The sequence below is a fragment of the Mesorhizobium sp. L-8-10 genome (assembly GCF_016756635.1).
Taxonomy (GTDB): domain Bacteria; phylum Pseudomonadota; class Alphaproteobacteria; order Rhizobiales; family Rhizobiaceae.
In genome coordinates, this window is the sequence record NZ_AP023263.1 from 5,588,317 (window position 1) to 5,609,284 (window position 20,968).

A 20,968-nucleotide genomic window follows, 5' to 3' on the forward strand; every position below is an offset into this window, starting at 1 on the left:
CGGCACTCAGCGGGCCATGAGGATGGGCAATGGCGGTTCTGCCAGCATCGATCGGGTGACACCGCCGAAAACGCGCTCGCGCAGCCGCGAATGACCGTAACCACCCATGACCATGAGTTCCGCGTCCATGTCGGCGGCGTGGCGAGCAAGTACGGCGGCGACGGACTGGCCGGAGCTCGGCAGCCTGTCGACGGCGACTTTCACCCCGTGGCGCGCCAGGTAGGCCGCGGCATCCGCGCCGGGCTCCGCGCCCTGGCCGGTCTCGCCGGCCACCGGATCGACCAGGACCAGCCGGACGTCGTCCGCCGCTACGAGCATGTCGAGCGCCTCACGCACGGCACGCGCCGCCTCCAGGCTGGAGTCCCAGGCCACCAGCACCCGCTTGGGGCGCAATGTCGGGCGCGAATTCTCGGGCAGGAGCAGGACCGGTCGTCCCGATGCGAACAGCGTGCCCTCGACAACCTTGGGCCGCAAGACCTCGGAGTCCAGCAGATCCGGTCCGACAACCACCAGATCGGTGTAGCGGGCCCGCCGTCCGACCACGTCGTCGACTGCCGCAAGGTCAGGATAGTCGCTCGCCACATCGGCCGACAGCGCGCTGCCGGCGAGGAACTTCGTGATCGAAGCCACCCTCTCCTGCAACCGCTTCAGTTCGGTCTGGCGTTCCTGCGCCCAGACCTCCGCGCCCATGGCCGCATCACCCATCGGCGGCGGCGACGCGACCCCCAGAACCAGAACCGACAGATGCGCCTCTATCGGCTCGCACAATGCGATGGCATGATCGAGATCACGATCGCCGCTATCGAGGCGGGCAACGTTCAGAATAGTTCTGTAAGCCATGAAGCTGCTCCTTTAGACGCGAAGAAACCCGTCTTCAGCCGCTCGTCTAACACGCAGGTCGGGATGGTATCTTGACCCAGGTCAACTGTTGGCCAGCGCAGCGCGCCATTGATCCGGATCAAGGCGCGAAGCCGACCGTGACATAGGCTCATGCGGTGGAACGCCGTGCCCGAACAGTCGCCGCAAGGTTGCTGTTCAATCTCGCAACCGGCCTCGCCTTTCCGGCGTTCAACACCAGAGGCACGGGAAATGGATCGGAAGGCTGGGCCATGATCATCGACAACCAGAACGACGCCACTGCGTTCCTTATGGAAGCAGGTTTGCCGGGCGAGCCGGTCGAACAGATAGAGACGCATATTTCGCGGATTTTCCTGGCAGGCCAGCGCGCGTTCAAGATGAAACGCGCCGTCCGCCTGCCCTATGCGGATTTCTCGACGGCCTCGCTTCGGCTGGCTTTCTGCCAAAAGGAGGTCGAACTCAACTCGAAGACGGCACCCGGCCTATATCTCGGCGTACGGCGTATCACGCGGGAAGCGGACGGCGCGATCACGTTCGACGGTGGCGGCGAACTCATCGATGCGGTGGTCGAGATGACCCGTTTCGATCAGGAATGCCTGTTCGACAGAATGGCGGCAGCCGGCAAGCTGACGCCCTCTCTGATGACCGGCCTGGCACGGACGATCGTCCACTTCCATCGGACGGCGCCTGTCATCCATTCGGGCGGCGGCGCCGACAACATCGCAGGGGTTCTCGACATCAACGAGGCCGCTTTCGCCGGAAGCAAAGTGTTCGACGACGCCGAGGTGGCTGGATTCAACGCCGCTTTCCGCAACCGTTTGATGCGCCATTGCGAACTTCTCGACCGTCGCGAAGCGGCCGGTAAGGTGCGGCGCTGCCACGGTGACCTTCATCTCAGGAACATCTGCCTGCTCGACGGAGAGCCCAGGCTGTTCGATTGTATCGACTTCAACGATCAGATCGCCACCGTCGACACGCTTTACGACCTCGCCTTCCTGCTGATGGACCTTTGGCACGGCAGCCATCGGCACTTCGCCAACCTGGTCATGAACCGGTATCTGGACGAATCGGACGATGACGACGGTTTTGCGCTGCTGCCGTTCTTCATGGCCGTCCGCGCTGCTGTCCGGGCCCATGTGACGGCGACACAGGCCGAACAGGGCGGGGCTCAAAGGGATAGGCTCGTCGCGGACGCGAGGACCTATTTCGATCTTGCGATGTCCCTGCTCGAAGTGACACCAGCCAGACTGATCGCAATCGGTGGATTGAGCGGGTCGGGCAAGACCACAGTGGCCGAGGCGCTCGCCCCCTCGGTCGGCGCGCCCCCCGGAGCCCGCATCGTGGAGAGCGACAGGATCCGCAAGGCCATACACGGGGTTTCGGCGGAGACCAGGCTCCCGGACAAGGCTTATCGGCCGGAAGTATCGGAAACCGTCTACCGGCAGATGGCATGGCGCGCCGAACTGATACTTGCAGAAGGCGGCTGCGTCATCGCCGATGCAACTTTCGAGAAGGAGAAGAACCGCCACCTTATCGGCGATGCCGCGGGCCGGCTCGAACTGCCGTTCGTCGGAATCTGGCTGGAAGCGGAGCCCGCATTGTTGTGGCGCCGGGTCAGCGAAAGACAGGGCGGCCCGTCCGACGCGACCATCGACATCCTTTCGCGGCAACTCGACCGGACGTCCGGCGCGATCGATTGGCATCGCGTGGATGCGAGCGCGACGCCGCAGGAGGTTGCCGATGAGATCCTGCGCGCCGGCGCGGGTCCGACCATCCATGCCCGCCGCGCAATGGCCTGATCTGGACCCGACATCAGCAGCCACCCGCCCTCGAGCGACGCCGCCGCTCCATCCGGTTTCGTCGAACTTCGCTCCCGCGAAAATGCTGCCGCCCGATCCCGGACAGGGACCGGGCCCGGCTTAATTCCCGGGAAGGTCGAGCGTGGCGAGCGACACGCCTCCTTCGTCAGCATGATGCCGCACGACAAAACCAAGCTCGCGCGCCATGCCGAGCATCTTTTCGTTCTCGCTCAATATGATGCCTTCGATGCGGCTTATCCCGTCGGCGCGGGCATAGTCGATGAGCCTCTTCAGGAGGGCCCAGCCGAGCCCTTGTCCCTGCAGGTCGCTGCGCACCAGCAAGGCATATTCGGCCACCTCGTGATCGGGGTCGCAGGCCAGGCGCCCGATTCCGGCGGCAGCGCCGCTGTCGGCTTCGAGTGCGACGAAAGCCATTTCGCGATCGTAGTCGAGTTGAGTGAGCCGTTTCAGCATGTCGTCCGGAAATTGCTTGCGCGCGCCGAGGAAGCGCAGCCTGATATCCTCCGGCGAGACCTTTGCGAAGAAATCCGGATAGAGCGCGAAATCGGCCGGCTTGATCGGCCGGATGAGATAGCGGACACCTTTGGCCGAATGCTCCTGTTCCCAGCCGGCCGGATAGGGACGGATGGCAAGTCCGGGATTGGGACCCGGCGTCTCGACCGCGCCGGGATCGATCTCGACGCGGGCGTCGAGCGCGATCACCCCATCGACGTCGGCCAGCAGCGGATTGATGTCCATGCCCACGATACAAGGGAAGTCCACGATTATCTGCGACAGGCCGTTGAGCGCGGTGGCGATTGCCCCCATGTTGGCGGGCTTGCGATCCCGGAACCCGGCGAGAAGCCGCCCGATGCGCGTCCGCGATATAAGATCTCCGGCCAGCACGTCGTCGAGCGGCGGCAGAGCGATTGCCGTGTCGTCCATCACCTCGACGGCGACTCCGCCCGCTCCAAACAGGATGACCGGGCCGAAGATCGGGTCGCGGCTCATGCCGAGGATCAGTTCCTGCGCATGCTTTCGCGCGATCATCGGCTGGATTGCATAGCCCTCCATGTCGGCATCGGGCGCATGGCTGGCGACCCGGCTGCGGATTAGCCCGGCTGCCTCTTCCGCCGTCGCCGCGGTCTCGATATCGAGCACCACGCCGCCGACATCGGATTTGTGCGAGATCGCCTTGGACAGAAGCTTGACCACGACCTTTCGGTTTCGTTCGAGCAGTCGGGCCGCCGCCCTGCCCGCCTCTGCCGGCGACCGCGCCACAATCGTCTCCGGAACCGGGATCGAATAGGCCGCTATCGCCGCCTTGGCCTCGGGCTCGGTCAGCATGCGCCGACCCTCTTTTGCCGCCTGACGGAAGATTGCCAGCACCGCTTCGCGATCACAGGCGACATCCTCGCTGCGGCTCGACGGCACGCGCATCAGCGCCGTCTGCGCGCGTGCCCAATCGGTGAGATAGGAAACGGCGGTCGCGGCATAGTCCGGTGTCTCGTAGCTCGGCACGCCGGCATCCTGCAGGATCTGTCGTCCCTGGCGGGCCGTCCGCCCGCCGAGCCAGCAGGTCAGCACCGGCTTGCCGCCGATCATTCCGTTCTTCGTCAGGGTCGCGACGGCCGCCGCTGCTTCCGTCGGGGAAGCAAGGCCCGTCGGGCAGTTCATGACGAGCAAGGCATCCGTCCCTGGATCGGCGGCGGCGGCTTCGACGGCCGCACGATAGCGCTCAGGCGTCGCGTCTCCGATGATGTCGATGGGGTTCGCACGCGACCAGGTCGGCGGCAAGGAAACGTCCAGGCGCTCGATGGTGGCGGGCGCAAGCTCCGCGAGTTCCCCCTTGCAATCGATTAGCTGATCCACGGCCAGAACGCCTGCCCCGCCGCCGTTGGTCACAATTGCAACCCGGGATCTCTGGAGGGGCCGGAACAGCGCCGTCGTCTCTGCGGCGTCGAACAATTCGCCCAGTCCGTGAACCCGCAATATGCCCGCTCGCGCAAGAGCCGCATCGACGACACGGTCGGCGCCGGAGAGTGCGCCGGTATGGGTGGCGGCGGCCTTGGCTGCCTGCTCGTGCCTGCCGGACTTGATCGCAATCACGGGTTTCAGCCGCGCGGCGGCGCGGGCCGCTGACATGAATTTGCGCGGATTGGGAATCGTTTCGAGATAAAGCAGGATCGCCCGCGTCTTCCCGTCTCGCGCCAGCAAGTCGAGATAGTCCCCGACATCGACGTCGGCCATGTCGCCGAGCGAGACGATCTGAGAGAAGCCGACATTGTTCTCGGCCGCCCAGTCGACCAGCGACGTGACGATCGCCCCGGACTGGGAGAGGAGGGCCAAGCCGCCCGGCTGCGCCGGCATGTGACCGAAGCCGGCATTGAGCTTGACCGGCGGGATCATCAGCCCAAGTGTGTTGGGGCCGATGATGCGAAAGAGATAAGGCTTTGCTGCATCGAGCATCGCCTGACGCAGGCCGTTGCCCGCGGTCAGGCCGGCGGTGATGACAACGGCCGCCCTGGTACCCTTCTCGCCCAGTTCCCGCACGATGCCGGGGACCGTTTCGGGCGGGGTGACGATGACGCCCAGATCGGGAGCATACGGAAGAGCCGAGGTCCGGGCGTAGCATCGCCTGCCCGCGACCTCGCGATATTTGGGATTGACCGGCCAGATCTCGCCCTCGAAGCCGCCCTCGACGATGTTGCGCATGACGGTCGCGCCGACGGACCCTTCGCGGGTCGAAGCACCATAGACCGCGACCGATCCGGGATGCGCCGCAAATTCGAGATTCCGAACAGTCATATCCACTGCCCTCCGGCTTTGAACACATCTCTCATGCCAAGGCGTGGATGCTGACGCATCCAAGCGCCTCAATCGCCAGCGCGGCCCCTCCGGACCGCCTGGCTTTCGCTCCAATGGGCCACGCGGTCGCGCGCTCCAGCGGTCGATATCATCGACCTTTGGTCTAATCTCAATTGAGCCTCATCTTTGCGACAGATCAACTCGCAGGGTCCTCCATACGCTATTGTGCCGATGGAACCGGATTGTCCGACCGGCGTCCGTGCTGGATTGTCGATTCCGCTACATGACCGTTTCGAAAGGAGCCGTCCATGACCACGTCAGAGCTTGCGGTCTGCAGCAACTGCGGCAGCGTGAACCGGTTGCCGACGTTCCGCAGAGCCGAAGAGGCGAGATGCGGCAAGTGCCGCAAGCATCTGTTTTCCGGTCATCCGGATGATGTCGACGGCGCGACCTTCGAACGGCAGATCGCTCGAAGCACACTGCCGGTCCTGGTCGATGTCTGGGCCCCCTGGTGCGGCCCTTGCCAGGTTATGGCACCGGCCTACGAAGCGGCCGCCCGGGAACTCGAGCCGCGCGTTCGCCTCATCAAGCTCAACTCGGACGCCGAGCAGACGGTCGCCGCGAAGCTCGGCATTCGCGGCATCCCGACAATGATCCTCTTTCACGGATCAAAGGAGATAGGACGAGCATCCGGGGCGATGAGTGCCGGTCAGATCGTACGCTGGGTGCGCGAACGCATCCCCCTCCATCCGGCTGACGCTTGACCAGGATCAAAGCACGCGAGGCTCGGGCGACCTAAGCAAGCCGAAGAAAGGAAGGATTCCATGACAACGCTGCAAGATCTCACGCCCCGGTTCCGCCATGTGCGCCTGCTGCTCGCCCGCGAGAGGGACCACCCGACGGGCGAGCATGAACAGGGCTACGACCTTCTCGTTCCGCTCGACGAGGAGGGTCGGCTCGATGCGGCCGAATGGAAGGCGAAGCAGGCGCTGTGCCGTGTCAGACACTTCAAGGCCGGGCAGGACGACCGTATCGGTCGACTTCGGCGCAAGCCGGGCGGGCAATGGTATTTCGACTATGTCGAAGGCGAGCGCGACGACGAGGTCGGCTTCCGCCTGGGAGAGGAACGCTTCGTGACGGGGGAATATGTGTCCATCGGCAGCAACGGCGCGATGCACACCTACCAGGTCGCACGGGTGGAGAAACCCTGACGGCACCAAGCCCGCCCTTCATTCCGACCGGTCATTTCCTGCGCCCGCCGCCCCGACGCGCCGCCTCTTTTCGGCGCCGCCGCAGGATCTCGTCGGTGCCGGTCAGCTTCTTGCCTCCCCCGGCTATCAGCGTGGAAACCACCGACACCGGGTCGCTGGCAGGGAACGTATCCCTCAGTCCCTCGGCGAGCTGTTCGTCGAGGGTTTCCCGATCTTCCGCCCGCCCTTCCGTCCGTCGTTTGATCTTCACGGTCATCGTGTGATCCTCCCATCTGGACTTTCCGCTGCGCGCTGAGCCTGAAGCCTCCGCCAGCCCGCTCGAATGCCTGACGGTTGCGATTCTCAAGGAACCAGGACCGCGGCTCCGGTCAACCTACCCGCGCGAAGGTCGCCGAGCGCCTCATTTGCCCGCTCCAGCGGGTAGACGACCGTGTGGGTGCGCACGCCGGCCCGACTTGCCGCGGGAAAGAACTCGACTGCGTCGCGCCGGGTCAGATTGGCAACCGAGACGAGTTCGCGTTCCTCCCAGAGCAAACGATAGGGCATCGAAGGAATGTCGCTCATATGGATGCCGCCGCAGACCACACGGCCGCCTTTGCGTACAAGGCGCAAAGCTCCCGGCACGAGTTCGCCGACGGGTGCGAAGATGATCGCCGCATCGAGCATCACATCGGGCGTCCTGTCCGAGCCGCCGGCCCAAACGGCCCCCAAAGACCGGGCGAAATCCTGGGCCTGCAGATCCCCTGGGCGGGTGAACGCGTTAACCTCGCGTCCCTGCGCGACACAGAGCTGGGCCACGATATGGGCCGCCGCGCCGAAGCCGAACAGCCCTATCCGCCGGCCCTCGCCTGCCTTTTTGAGCGAACGCCAGCCGATCAGACCCGCGCAGAGCAGCGGGGCGAGCGCGACGGGATCCGCATCCGGATCGAGGTCGAAGGCATAGGAGGCGTCGGCCACGACGTGCGTGGCGAAGCCGCCGTCGCGCGTATATCCGGTGAACAGCGGATCGTCGCAGAGGTTCTCCGCGCCGGCCACGCAATAGGCACATGCCCCGCATGTATGGCCAAGCCAGGGCACGCCGACGCGCCGCCCCAGCCGCGAAGGATCGGCGCCGGCGCCGATCGAGTCCACGATGCCGACGATCTCATGTCCGGGAACCAGCGGAAGTTTCGGGTTCGGCAGATCTCCGTCGACCACATGAAGATCGGTCCGGCAGACGGCGCAGGCTTCGACCCGCAGCCGGATTTCACCCGGGCCGGGCAACGGATCGGGCCGCTCCACGGATTTGAGCGGTCGCCCTGCTTCTTCCAGCGTCATTGCCTTCATGGCATCATCAGGACCTCGTGCGCCCCGGATGATAACAGAAAAGCGGTACCAGCGGTTGCTACACTGGCGATCAGATTCGGCAGGTGATCGCGAATCCTCAGCTCTGCCCAACCGGCCGGCTCAAGACCGGTCTGCCGACCGCGCCCATGCACGCCTCTCAGTTCTTCAAGCGGTATCCGGTCCGGAATATCCAGATCGTGACGGCCAGGCAGACGAGCAGGAAGCCGAAGGTCGCGGCGAGGCTCACCTCCACCGCGACGTCGGCCGTTCCGAAGAAGCTCCAGCGGAAGCCGCTGATCAGATAGACGACCGGGTTGAACAGCGACACCGTCCGCCAGGCAGCCGGCAGCATATCGATCGAGTAGAAGGCGCCGCCCAGGAATGCGAGCGGCGTGACGACCAGCATCGGTATGAACTGCAACTGTTCGAAGCCCTTCGCCCATATGCCGATGATGAAGCCGAACAGGCTGAAGGTGGTCGCCGTCAGAACGAGGAACAGGATCATCCAGAACGGATGCCGAATCTCGATCGGAACGAAGAACGAGGCTGTCGCCAGGATGATGAGACCGAGCACGATCGACTTGGTGGCGGCGGCTCCGACATAGGCCAGAACGATTTCCATATGCGAAATCGGCGCCGACAGGATCTCGTAGATCGTGCCGACGAATTTGGGGAAATAGATGCCGAAGGAAGCGTTCGAGATGCTCAGCGTGAACAGCGACATCATGATCAGCCCCGGCACGATGAAGGCGCCGTAGGGCACGCCCTCTACGGCCTGTATGTGCGAGCCGATGGCGGTGCCGAAGACCACGAAATAAAGCGACGTGGTGATGACGGGCGTCACCAGGCTCTGCAGCAGCGTGCGCAGCGCGCGCGCCATCTCGAAGCGGTAGATCGCCCAGACGCCGCGAGGGTTGAAGATCATGCGCGCCTCGCTACCAGACTGACGAAAATATCCTCGAGCGAGCTTTGATGCGTCGCGAGATCCTTGAAACCGATGCCGAGCTTCTCCAGCTTGCGCAGCAGATCGGGAATGCCGTTGTCTTCCTCGTGGGCATCGAACGTATATTCGAGCTCCCCGCCTTCCGCATTGAGGGCCAGCGGCCATTCGGAAAGTTCTGGGGGGATGGCATCGAGCGGCTCCTGCAGGCTCAACGTAAGCTGACGCTTACCGAGTTTGGCGATCAGCGCCTGCTTGTCCTCGACCAGGATCAGTTCGCCCTTGTTGATGACGCCGATGCGGTCGGCCATCTCCTCGGCTTCCTCGATATAGTGCGTGGTCAGGATGATGGTCACGCCGCCGTCGCGCAGTTCACGCACGAGTGCCCACATGTCGCGGCGCAGCTCGACATCGACACCCGCGGTCGGTTCGTCAAGGAACAGGATCTCGGGCTCGTGCGACAGGGCCTTGGCGATCATGACGCGCCGCTTCATGCCGCCCGACAGCGTCATGATCTTCTCGTTGCGCTTTTCCCACAGTGAGAGCGCGCGGAGAACTTTTTCGAGATGCTTCGGATCGGCAGGCTTGCCGAACAGGCCACGGCTGAAGCGCACTGTCGCCCACACCGTTTCGAAGGCGTCCGTGGTCAGTTCCTGCGGGACGAGCCCAATCTTGGAGCGCGCGGCACGATAGTCACGGGCGATGTCGTGCCCGTCCGCGACGACTGTCCCCTCGGAAGCGGTGACAATGCCGCAGACTATGCCGATCAGTGTTGTCTTGCCGGCGCCGTTCGGGCCGAGCAGGGCGAAGATCTCGCCCTTGCGGATTTCCAGATCGACCTTCTTCAGCGCCTGGAGGCCGCCGGCATAGGTCTTGGAGAGATTCATTATCGACAGGATCGGGCGCATCGGAGGCTGACATAGGTTGGCTGCGGCAAAAAGCCAATATGGCTATCGCACCCTTCCTGCCGTCAGCCGTCAGTCGATGCCACGCAAATTGTCCTAATGCACCGCCGCGTACATGATCTTCTCCTCGGTCGCCTCTTCGGGCGAAAACTCCTCGACGACGCGGCCCGAGCGGCAGACCAGGATGCGGTCGGAGATGTTGAGGATCTCGGGCAGATAGGAGGAGATGACGACGATCGCGAGACCGTCATCCGCCAGTTGGTTGATCAACTGGTGGATCTCGGCGATGGCGCCGACATCGACGCCCCGGGTCGGCTCGTCGAAGATGATCATCCCGGGCTTCTGGACCAATGATTTCGATATCACCACCTTCTGCTGATTGCCGCCCGACAATTCGATGACACGCGCATTGTGGTCGATCGCCCTGATGTTGAGCGCCTTGGTCCATTCCGTCGCAAGCGCGCGCATTTCGGACATGCTGAGCACGGTCTTTTCCTCCAGGCCGGCGGCCAGTTTGCCCATGAAGAGGTTCTCCGCGATCGACATGGTTTCGAAGAAGCCCTCGGTCTTGCGGTCTTCCGTGACATAAACGATGCCGTCCCGCATTGCCTGGCGCGGCACGCGATAGCGGACGGACCGGTCCCTCAGGCGAACTTCTCCGCCGTTGAAGAAGTTCCGCTTGGCGACGCCCGCGACGATCTTGGCCGTTTCTGTGCGGCCGGAGCCGATCAATCCGAACATGCCCGTGACCTGGCCGGAATAGACGGAAAAGGAGGTGTTGCGGACGATGTTGCCCATCGAAAGGTTCTGGACGCTCAGCACCTTTTCGCCCGTTGATCTCGCCCCGCCGCCGGAGTGCTTGCGGTACAATGCGCTCGAGAGCGTTCGGCCGACCATGGCGCGGATGATCTTGTCGCGGTCGAAGGCGGTCTTGGCATCGCTCGCCACCAGTTCGCCGTCGCGCAGAATGGTGATGCGGTCGGCGATCTGCAGCGCCTCCTCGATGGCATGCGAGATGAAGACGATCGAGACGCCGCGACGTTTCAGCCGCTCGACCAGCGCGAAGAAATGATGCTTCTCCTCCGGCGTCAGCGAGGCGGTGGGTTCGTCGAAGATGATGACGCGCACATTCTTGCGCACGGCGCGGGCGATCTCGACCATCTGCTTGTGGGCAGCACCCAGGCTCGACACGACGGCGGTCGGATTGACGTTGAAATTCAGCGACTGGAGGAAGGTCTGCGCGGCGATGTTGAGGCCGCGTATACGGTTGAACAGGTTCTCGTCGCCGAGATAGAGGTTCTGGGCCACCGTCATCGACGGCACCAGGCTGGTCTCTTGGAAGACCATCGCGACCCCGCTGTCGAGTGCCTCGGCAGGCGTGGAGAAATTCACCGGCCTGCCGTCGAGCAGCATCTCGCCTGAGGTGAGCTGCGCCACCCCGCACATCATCTTGGTCAGCGTCGACTTGCCGGCCCCGTTCTCGCCGAGCAGGGCATGCACCTCACCCTTGGCGAGCGCGAAATCGACGTCGGTCACAGCAGGCACGCCGCGATATTCCTTGGTGACCTTCCTCATTTCGATGAGCGGCTGCATGGTCATTCTCCCGCCTGCATCCGAGCCGGTGTGGCGATCAGCAGATCGAGGGCGACGATCGCGCCGCCGCCCAAGCTTGCGGCCAGAAGCCTGCCACCGGCCTCGACACAGCTCGCGATCCCATGCCTCGTGCCGTCGGCACGCGAATGGAAGCTGCCGGTCGGACGGAAGTCGCGGTCGAGCCGCACGACAAGGCCGTAGGACCGGGTCGGCGCCCATGGCTTCAGCATGCCGAGATGCTTCTGCGCTCCGCCCTGCAGCGGTTCCAGGAACGTGCTGGATGCCTTGAGCGCCGGAGCCGCCCAGTAGTCCGGCTCGATGTCGGCCATCATGCGGCGAAGGAATTCGGGTTCCCGTTGCACGAACTCTATGAGTTGGTTGCGCGGGGCGAACACCGACAGCCAATAACCGCCTCCCGAAGCCGGCGCCAGCCGCGCCGGATAGCCGGGCAGGTCTTCGAGCACCAGCCTTGCCGGCCCGCCGTCCCGGTCGAAGAGAACGATCCGGTGACGCCAGCTCTCGCAGACCGCGATCGCGCCGTTCTGGGCAGCCGCGAGGCCGTAGGGCCAGCTCATCCGGTCGCCGATCAGGCTCGCCTTTCCGCTCGCCAGATCAACGCGGGCGACCCAACCTGTCGCGCCGCACAGCATCAGGTCATGTTTCCATTCTCTCGCCGGCCGCGACGCCGACCCTTGCGCCACGGTCAATTCGCCAGCGGACGCGAAGAGCAGCGCCGTCGTACAGACGAGGGGGCGGCCGGACAGGCTGTCGATCACCTTTCCGTCGTGAGCTCCTCCCCGCAACAGGACCCGCCCGTCATCGAGACCGATCGCCAGCGCGCCATCCACGCCGGCGCCGAGCGCCGTGACCGTCCGGTCGAAGCGGTACAGTTCCGATGCTTGCCCGTTCGAGACGTCGAGAGCGAGCACCACGCCGCCGCTCGAAAAATAGCCGCGCGTCCCGTCGAAGACGAGGTTGTCCGGCGCTTCGGCGGCGAGCAAAGCGACGGCTTCCTCCAATGTCCGGTTGGGGCGAAGGGCGCCGTCCATCGGCGGCACGGTGACGGCCGCTTCGCCGCTGCCGCGGAAATTGTCCCAGATTCTGCGAACCGCGCCGATCACGACTTCTTCCCCCAATAGGACGAGAGCGACGTCCAGTTCGGGTCGGCTCCGGGAATCTTGTACCGGCCGACCCGGTTGTTGTAGATGCCGCCGAGATAGAGATAGCCCTTGTGCTCGCGTATCGAGGTGATCATCGGATGCGCCTCGCCGCCGAGGTCCCAAAGCACGTCGAGCACATTGCCCTCGGCATCGAACTTGATGACGCAGCCGGTGTTCATATTCGGGTAGAGCCATTCGTCGCGCGCGACCTTGAGGACCATGCGGCGGCGGAACTGCGGCATTCTCAGCGCCAGGTCGAAGACCGGAGAGCGCATGCCGCAGAGCGCGCACCAGAAAGTGCCGTCGGAGGCGCGGTTGATGTTGTCGGGGTAGCCGGGAAGGTTGTCGATCACGACTTCCTTGCGGCCCTTCTTGGGTCCGTCGAACCACCAACGGGTGATGCGGCACCCCCAGGTCTCGGCGAAGAGCAGCGACTGCCCGCCGGGCTCCACGCAGATGCCGTTCGGTAGCTGGAGGTTCGGCAGCACCGTGCACGAGGAACCGTCCTTGGGGTCGTAGCAGATGATGCGGCCGTTGCCGCGCGCTTCAAGCGCGTCGACCATCCAGTCATACATCTCATAGCGTACCGTCGCTTCGGAGAAGAAGATGCGGCCGTCGGGAGCGATGTCGAGATCATCCGCCAGCCTCAGGCGTGAATCGTCCACGACGGACAGCAGGCTGCGATTGGTCTCGTCGGAGAGCTTCACGACCTTGCGCTCGGGATCGGGCGTGATCATGTAGAGGCCCATGCCGCCCACGCAGCTGTGCAGGTTGCCCTTGGCGTCGAAGGCCATGCCCAGCGGGTGGCCGCCGATATGGGCGAAGTTCTCCCAGCGTTTGTAGTCGGGCGCGAAGAAGCGGATGATGTCGCCGTGCCGGCTTCCGCAATAGAGGTTCTCGTCCTTGTCGAAGATGACGTCTTCCGGACCATCGAGTTCGCCGAGGCCGATGGCTTCGACGCCCCGCAGCCTGTCGTTCAGTGCATAATCGGAGTTGGAACCTTCCGCCGTCTCCGGCAGCGGCGGCAGCCTGAAATAGGTCGGCGAGACATAGGCGCGCGCCAGCACCTTGTGGCGGTTCTTCAGCCAGCGCACGTCGATGGCGACGGCGAGCAGCAGGATCGAGCCCAGGACCAGCGAGCTTGCGCCGCTGCGCAGTCCCATGCGGATCAGGCTGTTCTGGACGAGCAGCACGATGATGGTACCGAGCACGGCCTTCACGACAGAGCCGCGGCCGCCGCCGAGGCTGATGCCGCCAAGCACCACGGCGGTGAGCACGGTGACCTCCATGCCCATGCCCACGTCGGACCCCGCGCTCGACAGGCGCGCCGCATAAAAGGACGCGGCAAGGCCGACCATGAGGCCGGAGATGACATAGGTAGCGCAGACCGTGCGGCGCACCTTTATGCCGGCATTGTAGGCCGACCGGCGTGATCCGCCGACCGCTAGCACATGCCAGCCGAAACGCACGCGGGTCAGCACGATATGGGCGATGATCGCAACGACCGCGGAGACGACGAGGCTCGCTGGAATGCCGAAGACGGAGCCGATCGCCATGAATTCCCACGCCGCCGAGGCATTGAAGCCGCGGCCTATGGTCATCGCATATTGCAGGAGAAGCATGTCGACGATGGCGCGCACGATGATCAGCATGACCAGCGTGGTCAGGAAGGCCCGGAGCCGCAGGTAGCCGATGAGGATGCCGTTGACGAGGCCGACCAGCCCGCCGACCAGCATGACGGCCGGGATACCGACAATGAGCGGCAGTTCCAGATAGTTTATCAGGGCAAGGGCCGCGAGATTGCACAGCGCGAAGTTCGAGCCGACGCTGAGGTCGATGCCGCCAGCCATCATGACGAAGGTCATGCCGACGGCGATGAACAGATATTCGCCGAAGACCCGCGAGATGTCGGACAAGCCCGAGGCCGACAGGAATTCCGGCATTTCGATGCCGAAATAGACCAGCACGACGCCGAGGATCAGCACCGGTATGGCATTGTCGATCCAGGTCTTCGCCAGCACCTCGCCGACCACATGGTCGGGAACGAGGCGATATCGCCAGCGCGCATAGGTTTCCGATGCCGACATCCGAAGCTCCGTCTCGGCGCAAGATGGGCCGCCATGCGCCTGTGCAATGATCTGATTGCGGGCGACAGCCGCTGCGAAGTAAAAAGCGACGACGCGGCGGAGCCGCGTCGCCAGTCAGGGCATGATCATCAGCCGCCGGAAGCCTTCAACTCGTCCAGCGTCCAGCAGGACGACGGCGTCAACGTCTCCTTGGTGATGCGCTTCAGCGGCGTGTAGAGCGCGAAGGGCGCGCTGCCCGGGGCCGGCTTGGTCTGGAGCAGGATCTTCACAGCGGAGTTCAGGTCGCGCGCCTGGCCCGGCACATCGTAGCTATAATAGGCATCGAAGTTGCCGTTCTCGATATTGTCGCAGGCGGCTGCCTTGTTGCCGCCGCCCGAGGTGACCAGGAACACCTGTTCGGACATGTTGGCCTCGCGCAGCGCCGCGGCGGTTCCGACGTCCTGCCCGTCCCACAGACCGAGGATACCGCACAGGTCCGGGTGCTGCTTCAGGATGGTCGAGGTGATGGCGTGGGCCTTGGTCGCATCCCAGTCGGCGGCCTGCGTGGCGACGACCTGGATGTCGGGATGCTGTGCGAAGACGTCGGCAGCACCCTGCCCCGAAATGGTCGCGGTGGGGGTCGCCAGCATGCCCTGGATGAAGGCGACCTTGCCGTTCTTGCCGCTCTCCTTGCCGCAGGCCTTCACCACCTCCTCGGCCTGCTTGACGCCCATCTCGTACCAGTCGGTACCGACATAGGCGTCGCCGTTGGTGACCGACTTGAGATTGATCTGGACGACGTTGATTCCCGCTGCCATGGCCTTCGGGACGATGCGGTTATAGGCCTGCATGTCGAGCGGATGGAGGATCAGCACGTCGGGCTTCTCGGCGATAAAGCCGTTGGCGGCCTGGGTCCCGGCTTCGGTGTTCCAGTTGGGGTCCCGCACCTCGACCGCGTAGCCCAGCGCCTTGGCCTGGTTCTGCAGGCCGGCATTCCAGCCCTCGGTCAGGTCGAAGCCCATGGAAAGAGGCACGAAGCCGACCTTCTTGCCCTTGAGCGTGTCGTAGTAGGTTTTCGACTGACCGTCATCGAAGGGCTCCGAATGAGCCGGCGGCAAGACCGCCGTCAGCGACACGGTTGCGGCGAGCGCGAGCAGTTTCAGGCTTTTCATTTGCTTTCCTCCACTTGTCTGGTCCTTACTGGCGCGGCCGTTCCTCCACGGCCGCGGCGGGTCAGATACGGCTGCGCCGATCAGAGATACGGCTGCGCCGATCAGATATCCCCATGCTGCGCCGTCTGTTCGTCCCGGGGATTGAGAAGCGTGTCGATCACGATCGCGGCGAGCAGGATCACGCTCTTCAGGATGTTCTGCATGGTGTAGGTGAGGTTCATGATCGTCATGCCGTTGAGCAGGATGCCGATGAGCAGCGTGCCGACGATCACATTGCGGATGCCGCCCTTGCCGCCAGAAAGGCCGATGCCGCCGAGCACGACCACGAGGATGACGTCGTAGACCTGGGTCGACAGGGCGACACGTGTGTTCATGCTGGAAACCGCGGTCGCGGTGACGATGCCGGCCACGAAGGCGATCACGGCGATCAGCACATATTGCACCACCATCATCGGCCGCACGGGGATACCCGTGATACGTGCCGCCAGCGGATTGTCGCCCATGCCGTAGATGAAGCGGCCCGGCTTCAGATAGCGCAGGAACAGAAAGGCCATCAGCGCGATCGCCGCGAATATGACGACCGAAGTCGGGACCCCGAGGATGCGGCCGCTGCCGATACGATAGAACCAGCCGTCTCCCGCCGGCAGGTAGACCACGTCGACATTGACGAGCCATGTCTTGCCGAAGCCGTAGACGAGGATGCCCACGGCCAGGGTGGCGAAGATCGCCGGGATCTCGACATAGGCGACGAGCACGCCGTTGATCAGCCCGACGAGGATGACGAAACCCAGCGCCCAAAGAAGGGCGACCGGGATGGGCGCGCCGTTGTTGAGCATGTCGAGCAGCCAGGCGACCGAGAGCGCCATCGTGGCGACCATCGAAAGGTCGATGCCCCGCCCGATGATGGCCAGCGCCATGCCGACACCCAGGATACCCAGGATGGAGACGTTCTGGACCAGCGACAACAGGTTCCCCGGGTCGAGAAACCCATTGAGCGAAACCGAGAAGAACAGGAACAGCGCCGCTGCGATAAGCAGGACGATGCGCTCCTGGTTCAGGCGATGGATCATGACGGCGCTCTCCTCCCGAGACCGCAGCCCCATGCCACCACAGGCGCCGGGGCATCATTAAATGAATTATGTTCACTACTAGGTAGATTTGTCAACGGCAATACAGCGTCCGGCAAAAGCAAAAATTCCACGCGAGGCTTGAAAATGGCGTCGGAACCCAACAAAGGATGAACCACAGGACATCGCGCATAAAATGAATGTAATTCACCAACGGTCATCCAAGGTCCGAGCCCGAGGTTGTATGGCTCCGCGCTCCTGCGACCCGGGAGCCCTGTCGCCCAAGGACTTGTCTTCGCTTGGCCGAACTCTTCGCCGCCGAAGATCGAGCTTCACGCAACTGCTCTCTTTTCCAGGGCAGCTCTGCGCAACCTGCGGTATATGGATCACGATGAGGGACGCGAGGATTCGGCCCGACTTGCGAAGACGGTCGCCGAATCCTAGGAAGGACATAGGCGCTCGCTTCACGCGAGCCGGCACCAGAATGGCGAACAGGAGACGTCTCATGGCGCAGACGGGCACAAGGCGGCAGGTCAATCGCCTGCCGGCCGAGCGTCGGATAGCCGATATCATGCTTGCCGCCCGCGCGGTGTTCACCGAGAAGGGCTACAATGACGCGCTGATCTCGGACATCGCCGAGCGGGCCGGCGTCGTGGAAGGCAGCATCTATCGCTTCTTCACCAACAAGCGGGACCTTCTGGTCAGGGTCGTCGAGCATTGGTACGAGGAGATGATCGCCAGCGACGACGAGCAGTTCGCCGGCGTGCGCGGCACATGGAACCGGATCCGCTTCATCATCCATCATCACCTGGCGTCGATCCGGCGCGATCCGGCGCTGAGCCGTCTGGTCTTCCAGGAGCTTCGGCCCGATCCGGACTACCGTTCGACGCGACTCTTCCAGCTCAACCAGGCCTATACGCACCGCATCATCGACGTGGTTAAGGCAGGTGTGGCCGAAGGCGAGTTGCGCACCGACATCTCGCCGTCGCTCGTCCGCGACATGGTCTATGGCTGCATCGAACATCGCACCTGGGCATTCCTCCGCAACGAAGGCGACTTCGAGCTCGACACGACGGCCGATGGCATCACCGATATCGTCTATCGGGGCCTCGTCGTGGATCGCCAGCCGCTCCATGATCCTGTCTCCGACACCTTGTCGCGCCTGGAAAGCGTCACCGCCCGCCTCGAGCGCCTGGCTCCGTCCGTTTAGAGCGGCCGACGCGCCGATGAATTCGGCGCTGCCGCTCTACCTTCTAGTTTGCGCATCGGATTCCTCCCGAAACCGGGGCCACTTTCGGGTCCGCTGCTCTTAGAGCGGATAGCCCGCAAGCTTCCCGTCCTCGATCCGCTCGATATACTCGGTCATGCCGTACCCCTGCCGGCCATCCCACTTGAAGCGGGTGAAACCTTCCGCGATGCGAGAGACGAGGGTCTCGCCATCGGCCTTGCGCCGGTTGCGCAGCGGAGCGAGCTTGATGATTTCGCCGGTGATCCTCGCCTTCCGCTTTGCGGTTCTCACGCCCAGCACCAGACGCGCAGGGTCCTGCGCCTGCGTCCACTCGGTCGAAACATCCATATCGACGACCTCCTCATAGTCGCCGTCGACCAGAAGCACGCCCTGGCGGCGAGAGACGCCGTTCTTGTCGGTGATCTTGAGCAGCATGAAGCCGTCGCCATTGGCGAAATTGGCGATGAACAGGCGGTAGTAGAAAATCGCCTGCCAATAGCGCGGGCCCCAGGAGTGATCGCGCCAGCCGCGGCCGTCGATCGGCCAGCTTTCATGGCCGACCCGGATCTCGCCCCGAACTCGCCCATGCTGGTTGAAATGGCCGAGCGAGAAGTCGCGGCCGTACATCGTCTGTACGGTGTCGTCGACGGGTTCACCGCCATGGATCGGCGATTCCGCCTCATGCACCCAGGCGACCTCGCCCGGCAGCCTCGGCCCCGACGCGAACAGCGTCTGCGGCTCGCGCAAGGCCTCGGGATCATCGACGATGATCAGTTCGCCGGCAAAGCGCATCGACACTTTTCTGAAAGGCTCGATCACCGAATAGGAAAGGCCGCCAGCGTCGAAACGCTCATTGCTGGCGATCGCCGGGCGCTGGAACTGGCAGGCGATGCGGCCGTCGGGCAGATAAAGACAGACGGACAGTTCCGCATAACCCTCGTTGACGCGGTTGCCGAGACGCATCCAGCCGCCCACGGGAGAGGCCGTGTTGAAGCCGTTTGTGTAGACGCTTTCATTGAAATTGCTCGACCCGTCGGGCTGATGCATCAGCTCGTCCTCGGGTCGCATCACGAACTTCTTCGCCATGGTCTGATCCCTCCTGCTGGCCATGCGCTCAGTCGGCGCGAACCACCACCTTCATGCGGCCGCGCTGCACGACCTCTTCGTTTTGATTGACGACCTCCAGCACGAAGGTCGCCAGGTTGCGGCCGGGCTTCGAGGTCGGCCGCAACTCCTCGACCGTCACGCGCGACCGGATCGTGTCGCCGAGCTTCACCGGCCCCGAAAAATCCCAGTTCAGGTTGACCAGGCCGATGACCCGCTCTCCCAATATGCCGGTATGGGTGAGCATCCCGATCGCCGTGGCCATCCCCAACGGCCCATGCGCGATACGCGTGCCGTGAGGCGTCGTCCTGGCGAAGACTTCGTCCACATGGACGGGCGTGAAGTCGCCCACCAGTCCGGCAAAGAGGTTGACATCCCCCTCGCCGATCGTCCGCCCTGGCGTTACCAGCTTCACACCTTGTTCTAGAGAGTTCATGATCAAAGCCTTGTTTTCACTTACTTTCATTCAAGCGTAGCGAGCCAGTTCGACACGGGCAAGCGCCTCGCGGTGGACCTCGTCCGGTCCGTCGCCAATTCGCAGGAAGCGTGTCTCCGCGAAGGCTTCGGCAAGGAAGAAGTCCTGGCTCAGCCCGCCGCCGCCATGCACCTGGATCGCGCGGTCGATCACCGCTCCGGCCATCGTCGGCACCACGATCTTGGCGATCGCGATGTCGTTCCGGGCGGCCTTGTTGCCGACCGTGTCCATCATCCAGGCCGCCTTCAGCGTCATCAGGCGGCCCTGCTCGATGTCGCAACGCGACTGGCCGATCGCCTGGCGCACCGCCCCCATCTCGGCCAGCGTCGAGCCGAAGGCCGTCCGCGATGCCGAACGCTTGCACATGATCTCCAGCGCCCGCTCGGCGAGCCCGATGAAACGCATGCAGTGGTGTATGCGGCCGGGGCCGAGCCTGCCTTGCGCGATCTCGAAGCCGCGCCCCTCGCCGAGCAGCATGTTCCCGGCCGGGATACGCACATCCCTGAACACCACCTCGCCATGGCCGAGCGGCGCGTGCTCGTATCCGTAGACCGACAGCGCCCGCTCCACCGTGACCCCTGGCGCGTCCATCGGCACCAGGACCATCGACTGCTGCTTGTGTTTTGGCGCGGACGGGTCGCTTTTGCCCATCACGATCGCCACCTTGCAGCGCTCCGACGGCGCGCCGGTGACCCACCATTTGCGGCCGTTGATCACATAGTGGTCGCCGTCGCGCCGGATCTCCGTCTCGATATTGGTCGCGTCCGACGAAGCGACCCGGGGCTCGGTCATGGCGAAGCACGAACGGATTTCGGCTTCGAGCAACGGCTTCAGCCAGCGCTCTTTCTGCATGTCGGTCCCGTAGATCGACAGGATCTCCATATTTCCGACATCTGGCGCGTTGCAGTTGAAGATCTCCGGCGCGGCGAGGGACCGGCCGAGCACCTCGCACAGATGGCCGTATTCGTAGTTGGAAAGGCCCTGCCCTTCGGAGCCGTGATTGTAGAAGAGGTTCCACAGTCCCTGCGCCCGCGCCTTCGCCTGCAACTCGCCAAGCAGCGGACGCGGAGCCCATTTGTCCTTACCCTCGCGCGACGGCGCCAGGAGCGCGTGCTCGTTGGGATAGACATGTTCTGCCATGAAGGTCTCGAGCCTCGCACGAAGCGCGTTGGCCCGATCCGAAAGCTCTGCGAACATCGATGCTCCTTACCTAGGGCGCCGCGCGCCTTTCCGGGCGCTTCCAAGGGCGCCCTGAC

The 20,968-nt window shown here is 64.0% G+C and carries 17 protein-coding genes and 1 pseudogene; 4 read left to right on the top strand and 14 right to left on the bottom strand.

Annotated elements, in window-relative coordinates; translation table 11 throughout:
- Positions 1-6 precede the first annotated feature (6 nt).
- Positions 7-840 (bottom strand): universal stress protein, encoded by an 834-nt coding sequence (locus tag JN280_RS26190; RefSeq protein ID WP_202306664.1) that lies wholly within the window; start codon positions 838-840, stop codon positions 7-9.
- A 269-nt stretch (positions 841-1,109) separates the two neighbouring features.
- Between JN280_RS26190 and JN280_RS26195 the strand changes: the two genes are divergently transcribed.
- Positions 1,110-2,657 (top strand): bifunctional aminoglycoside phosphotransferase/ATP-binding protein, encoded by a 1,548-nt coding sequence (locus JN280_RS26195; RefSeq protein WP_202306665.1) that lies wholly within the window; start codon positions 1,110-1,112, stop codon positions 2,655-2,657.
- A gap of 120 nt (positions 2,658-2,777) precedes the next feature.
- Here JN280_RS26195 and JN280_RS26200 read toward each other — a convergent pair whose 3' ends face one another.
- Positions 2,778-5,465 carry a bifunctional acetate--CoA ligase family protein/GNAT family N-acetyltransferase gene (locus tag JN280_RS26200; protein WP_202306666.1) on the bottom strand — a complete coding sequence of 896 codons (2,688 nt, stop codon included), beginning with the start codon at positions 5,463-5,465 and terminating at the stop codon, positions 2,778-2,780.
- A 308-nt stretch (positions 5,466-5,773) separates the two neighbouring features.
- On the opposite strand from JN280_RS26200, the gene trxC reads away from it, so the two are divergent.
- A complete protein-coding gene (gene trxC, locus JN280_RS26205) occupies positions 5,774-6,229 on the top strand; it encodes a thioredoxin TrxC (protein ID WP_202306667.1) in 456 nt (151 codons plus the stop codon).
- A gap of 60 nt (positions 6,230-6,289) precedes the next feature.
- The gene (locus JN280_RS26210) at positions 6,290-6,676 is read left to right on the top strand and encodes a hypothetical protein (protein WP_202306668.1); all 387 of its coding nucleotides are present in this window, start codon (positions 6,290-6,292) and stop codon (positions 6,674-6,676) included.
- 31 nt (positions 6,677-6,707) lie between these two features.
- On the opposite strand, the pseudogene JN280_RS26215 reads toward JN280_RS26210, so the two are convergent.
- The 9 genes and pseudogenes from JN280_RS26215 to JN280_RS26255 form a co-directional block, all read right to left on the bottom strand.
- Positions 6,708-6,899: pseudogene (locus JN280_RS26215) on the bottom strand (hypothetical protein); the annotation flags it as partial.
- A gap of 119 nt (positions 6,900-7,018) precedes the next feature.
- Positions 7,019-8,002 carry a zinc-dependent alcohol dehydrogenase family protein gene (locus JN280_RS26220; RefSeq protein WP_202306670.1) on the bottom strand — a complete coding sequence of 328 codons (984 nt, stop codon included), beginning with the start codon at positions 8,000-8,002 and terminating at the stop codon, positions 7,019-7,021.
- A 157-nt stretch (positions 8,003-8,159) separates the two neighbouring features.
- Positions 8,160-8,927, bottom strand: a complete 768-nt coding sequence (locus JN280_RS26225) for an ABC transporter permease (protein WP_202306671.1) — start codon at positions 8,925-8,927, stop codon at positions 8,160-8,162.
- Positions 8,924-9,850: an ABC transporter ATP-binding protein gene (locus tag JN280_RS26230; RefSeq protein ID WP_202306672.1), complete on the bottom strand. Its 927-nt coding sequence runs from the start codon at positions 9,848-9,850 to the stop codon at positions 8,924-8,926. The genes JN280_RS26225 and JN280_RS26230 overlap by 4 nt, the downstream gene beginning before the upstream one ends.
- Before the next feature lie 93 nt (positions 9,851-9,943).
- The gene (locus tag JN280_RS26235) at positions 9,944-11,440 is read right to left on the bottom strand and encodes a sugar ABC transporter ATP-binding protein (protein WP_202306674.1); all 1,497 of its coding nucleotides are present in this window, start codon (positions 11,438-11,440) and stop codon (positions 9,944-9,946) included.
- A gap of 2 nt (positions 11,441-11,442) precedes the next feature.
- The gene (locus JN280_RS26240) at positions 11,443-12,561 is read right to left on the bottom strand and encodes a strictosidine synthase (RefSeq protein WP_202306676.1); all 1,119 of its coding nucleotides are present in this window, start codon (positions 12,559-12,561) and stop codon (positions 11,443-11,445) included.
- Complete coding sequence (locus tag JN280_RS26245; RefSeq protein WP_202306678.1) at positions 12,558-14,687, bottom strand: ABC transporter permease; 2,130 nt, start codon at positions 14,685-14,687, stop codon at positions 12,558-12,560. The genes JN280_RS26240 and JN280_RS26245 overlap by 4 nt, the downstream gene beginning before the upstream one ends.
- A gap of 128 nt (positions 14,688-14,815) precedes the next feature.
- Entirely contained in the window at positions 14,816-15,838 is a 1,023-nt protein-coding gene (locus JN280_RS26250; RefSeq protein ID WP_202306680.1) for a sugar ABC transporter substrate-binding protein, read from the bottom strand.
- Between the two features lie 101 nt (positions 15,839-15,939).
- Complete coding sequence (locus JN280_RS26255) at positions 15,940-16,908, bottom strand: ABC transporter permease (protein WP_244742101.1); 969 nt, start codon at positions 16,906-16,908, stop codon at positions 15,940-15,942.
- A 502-nt stretch (positions 16,909-17,410) separates the two neighbouring features.
- Between JN280_RS26255 and JN280_RS26260 the strand changes: the two genes are divergently transcribed.
- Positions 17,411-18,115 (top strand): TetR/AcrR family transcriptional regulator, encoded by a 705-nt coding sequence (locus JN280_RS26260; RefSeq protein WP_202306683.1) that lies wholly within the window; start codon positions 17,411-17,413, stop codon positions 18,113-18,115.
- 99 nt (positions 18,116-18,214) lie between these two features.
- On the opposite strand, the gene JN280_RS26265 is transcribed toward JN280_RS26260, so the two are convergent.
- Genes JN280_RS26265 through JN280_RS26275 form a run of 3 tightly spaced genes read right to left on the bottom strand, consistent with a single transcriptional unit; the run spans position 18,215 to position 20,909 of the window.
- Complete coding sequence (locus JN280_RS26265; protein ID WP_202306684.1) at positions 18,215-19,219, bottom strand: DUF7064 domain-containing protein; 1,005 nt, start codon at positions 19,217-19,219, stop codon at positions 18,215-18,217.
- A gap of 28 nt (positions 19,220-19,247) precedes the next feature.
- Positions 19,248-19,673, bottom strand: coding sequence for a MaoC family dehydratase (locus JN280_RS26270; RefSeq protein WP_202306685.1), 426 nt, complete (start codon positions 19,671-19,673; stop codon positions 19,248-19,250).
- A gap of 30 nt (positions 19,674-19,703) precedes the next feature.
- Complete coding sequence (locus JN280_RS26275) at positions 19,704-20,909, bottom strand: acyl-CoA dehydrogenase family protein (protein WP_202306686.1); 1,206 nt, start codon at positions 20,907-20,909, stop codon at positions 19,704-19,706.
- Positions 20,910-20,968: the final 59 nt, after the last annotated feature.

Bases quoted from the DNA above. Each gene is read 5' to 3' on its own strand.
- JN280_RS26230 (WP_202306672.1), bottom strand. From the start codon at position 9,850: ATGCGCCCGATCCTGTCGATAATGAATCTCTCCAAGACCTATGCCGGC.
- JN280_RS26275 (WP_202306686.1), bottom strand. From the start codon at position 20,909: ATGTTCGCAGAGCTTTCGGATCGGGCCAACGCGCTTCGTGCGAGGCTC.
- trxC (WP_202306667.1), top strand. From the start codon at position 5,774: ATGACCACGTCAGAGCTTGCGGTCTGCAGCAACTGCGGCAGCGTGAAC.
- JN280_RS26235 (WP_202306674.1), bottom strand. From the start codon at position 11,440: ATGCAGCCGCTCATCGAAATGAGGAAGGTCACCAAGGAATATCGCGGC.
- JN280_RS26195 (WP_202306665.1), top strand. From the start codon at position 1,110: ATGATCATCGACAACCAGAACGACGCCACTGCGTTCCTTATGGAAGCA.
- JN280_RS26260 (WP_202306683.1), top strand. From the start codon at position 17,411: ATGGCGCAGACGGGCACAAGGCGGCAGGTCAATCGCCTGCCGGCCGAG.
- JN280_RS26245 (WP_202306678.1), bottom strand. From the start codon at position 14,687: ATGTCGGCATCGGAAACCTATGCGCGCTGGCGATATCGCCTCGTTCCC.
- JN280_RS26270 (WP_202306685.1), bottom strand. From the start codon at position 19,673: ATGAACTCTCTAGAACAAGGTGTGAAGCTGGTAACGCCAGGGCGGACG.
- JN280_RS26255 (WP_244742101.1), bottom strand. From the start codon at position 16,908: ATGATCCATCGCCTGAACCAGGAGCGCATCGTCCTGCTTATCGCAGCG.
- JN280_RS26190 (WP_202306664.1), bottom strand. From the start codon at position 840: ATGGCTTACAGAACTATTCTGAACGTTGCCCGCCTCGATAGCGGCGAT.
- JN280_RS26265 (WP_202306684.1), bottom strand. From the start codon at position 19,219: ATGGCGAAGAAGTTCGTGATGCGACCCGAGGACGAGCTGATGCATCAG.
- JN280_RS26225 (WP_202306671.1), bottom strand. From the start codon at position 8,927: ATGATCTTCAACCCTCGCGGCGTCTGGGCGATCTACCGCTTCGAGATG.
- JN280_RS26200 (WP_202306666.1), bottom strand. From the start codon at position 5,465: ATGACTGTTCGGAATCTCGAATTTGCGGCGCATCCCGGATCGGTCGCG.
- JN280_RS26250 (WP_202306680.1), bottom strand. From the start codon at position 15,838: ATGAAAAGCCTGAAACTGCTCGCGCTCGCCGCAACCGTGTCGCTGACG.
- JN280_RS26220 (WP_202306670.1), bottom strand. From the start codon at position 8,002: ATGAAGGCAATGACGCTGGAAGAAGCAGGGCGACCGCTCAAATCCGTG.
- JN280_RS26210 (WP_202306668.1), top strand. From the start codon at position 6,290: ATGACAACGCTGCAAGATCTCACGCCCCGGTTCCGCCATGTGCGCCTG.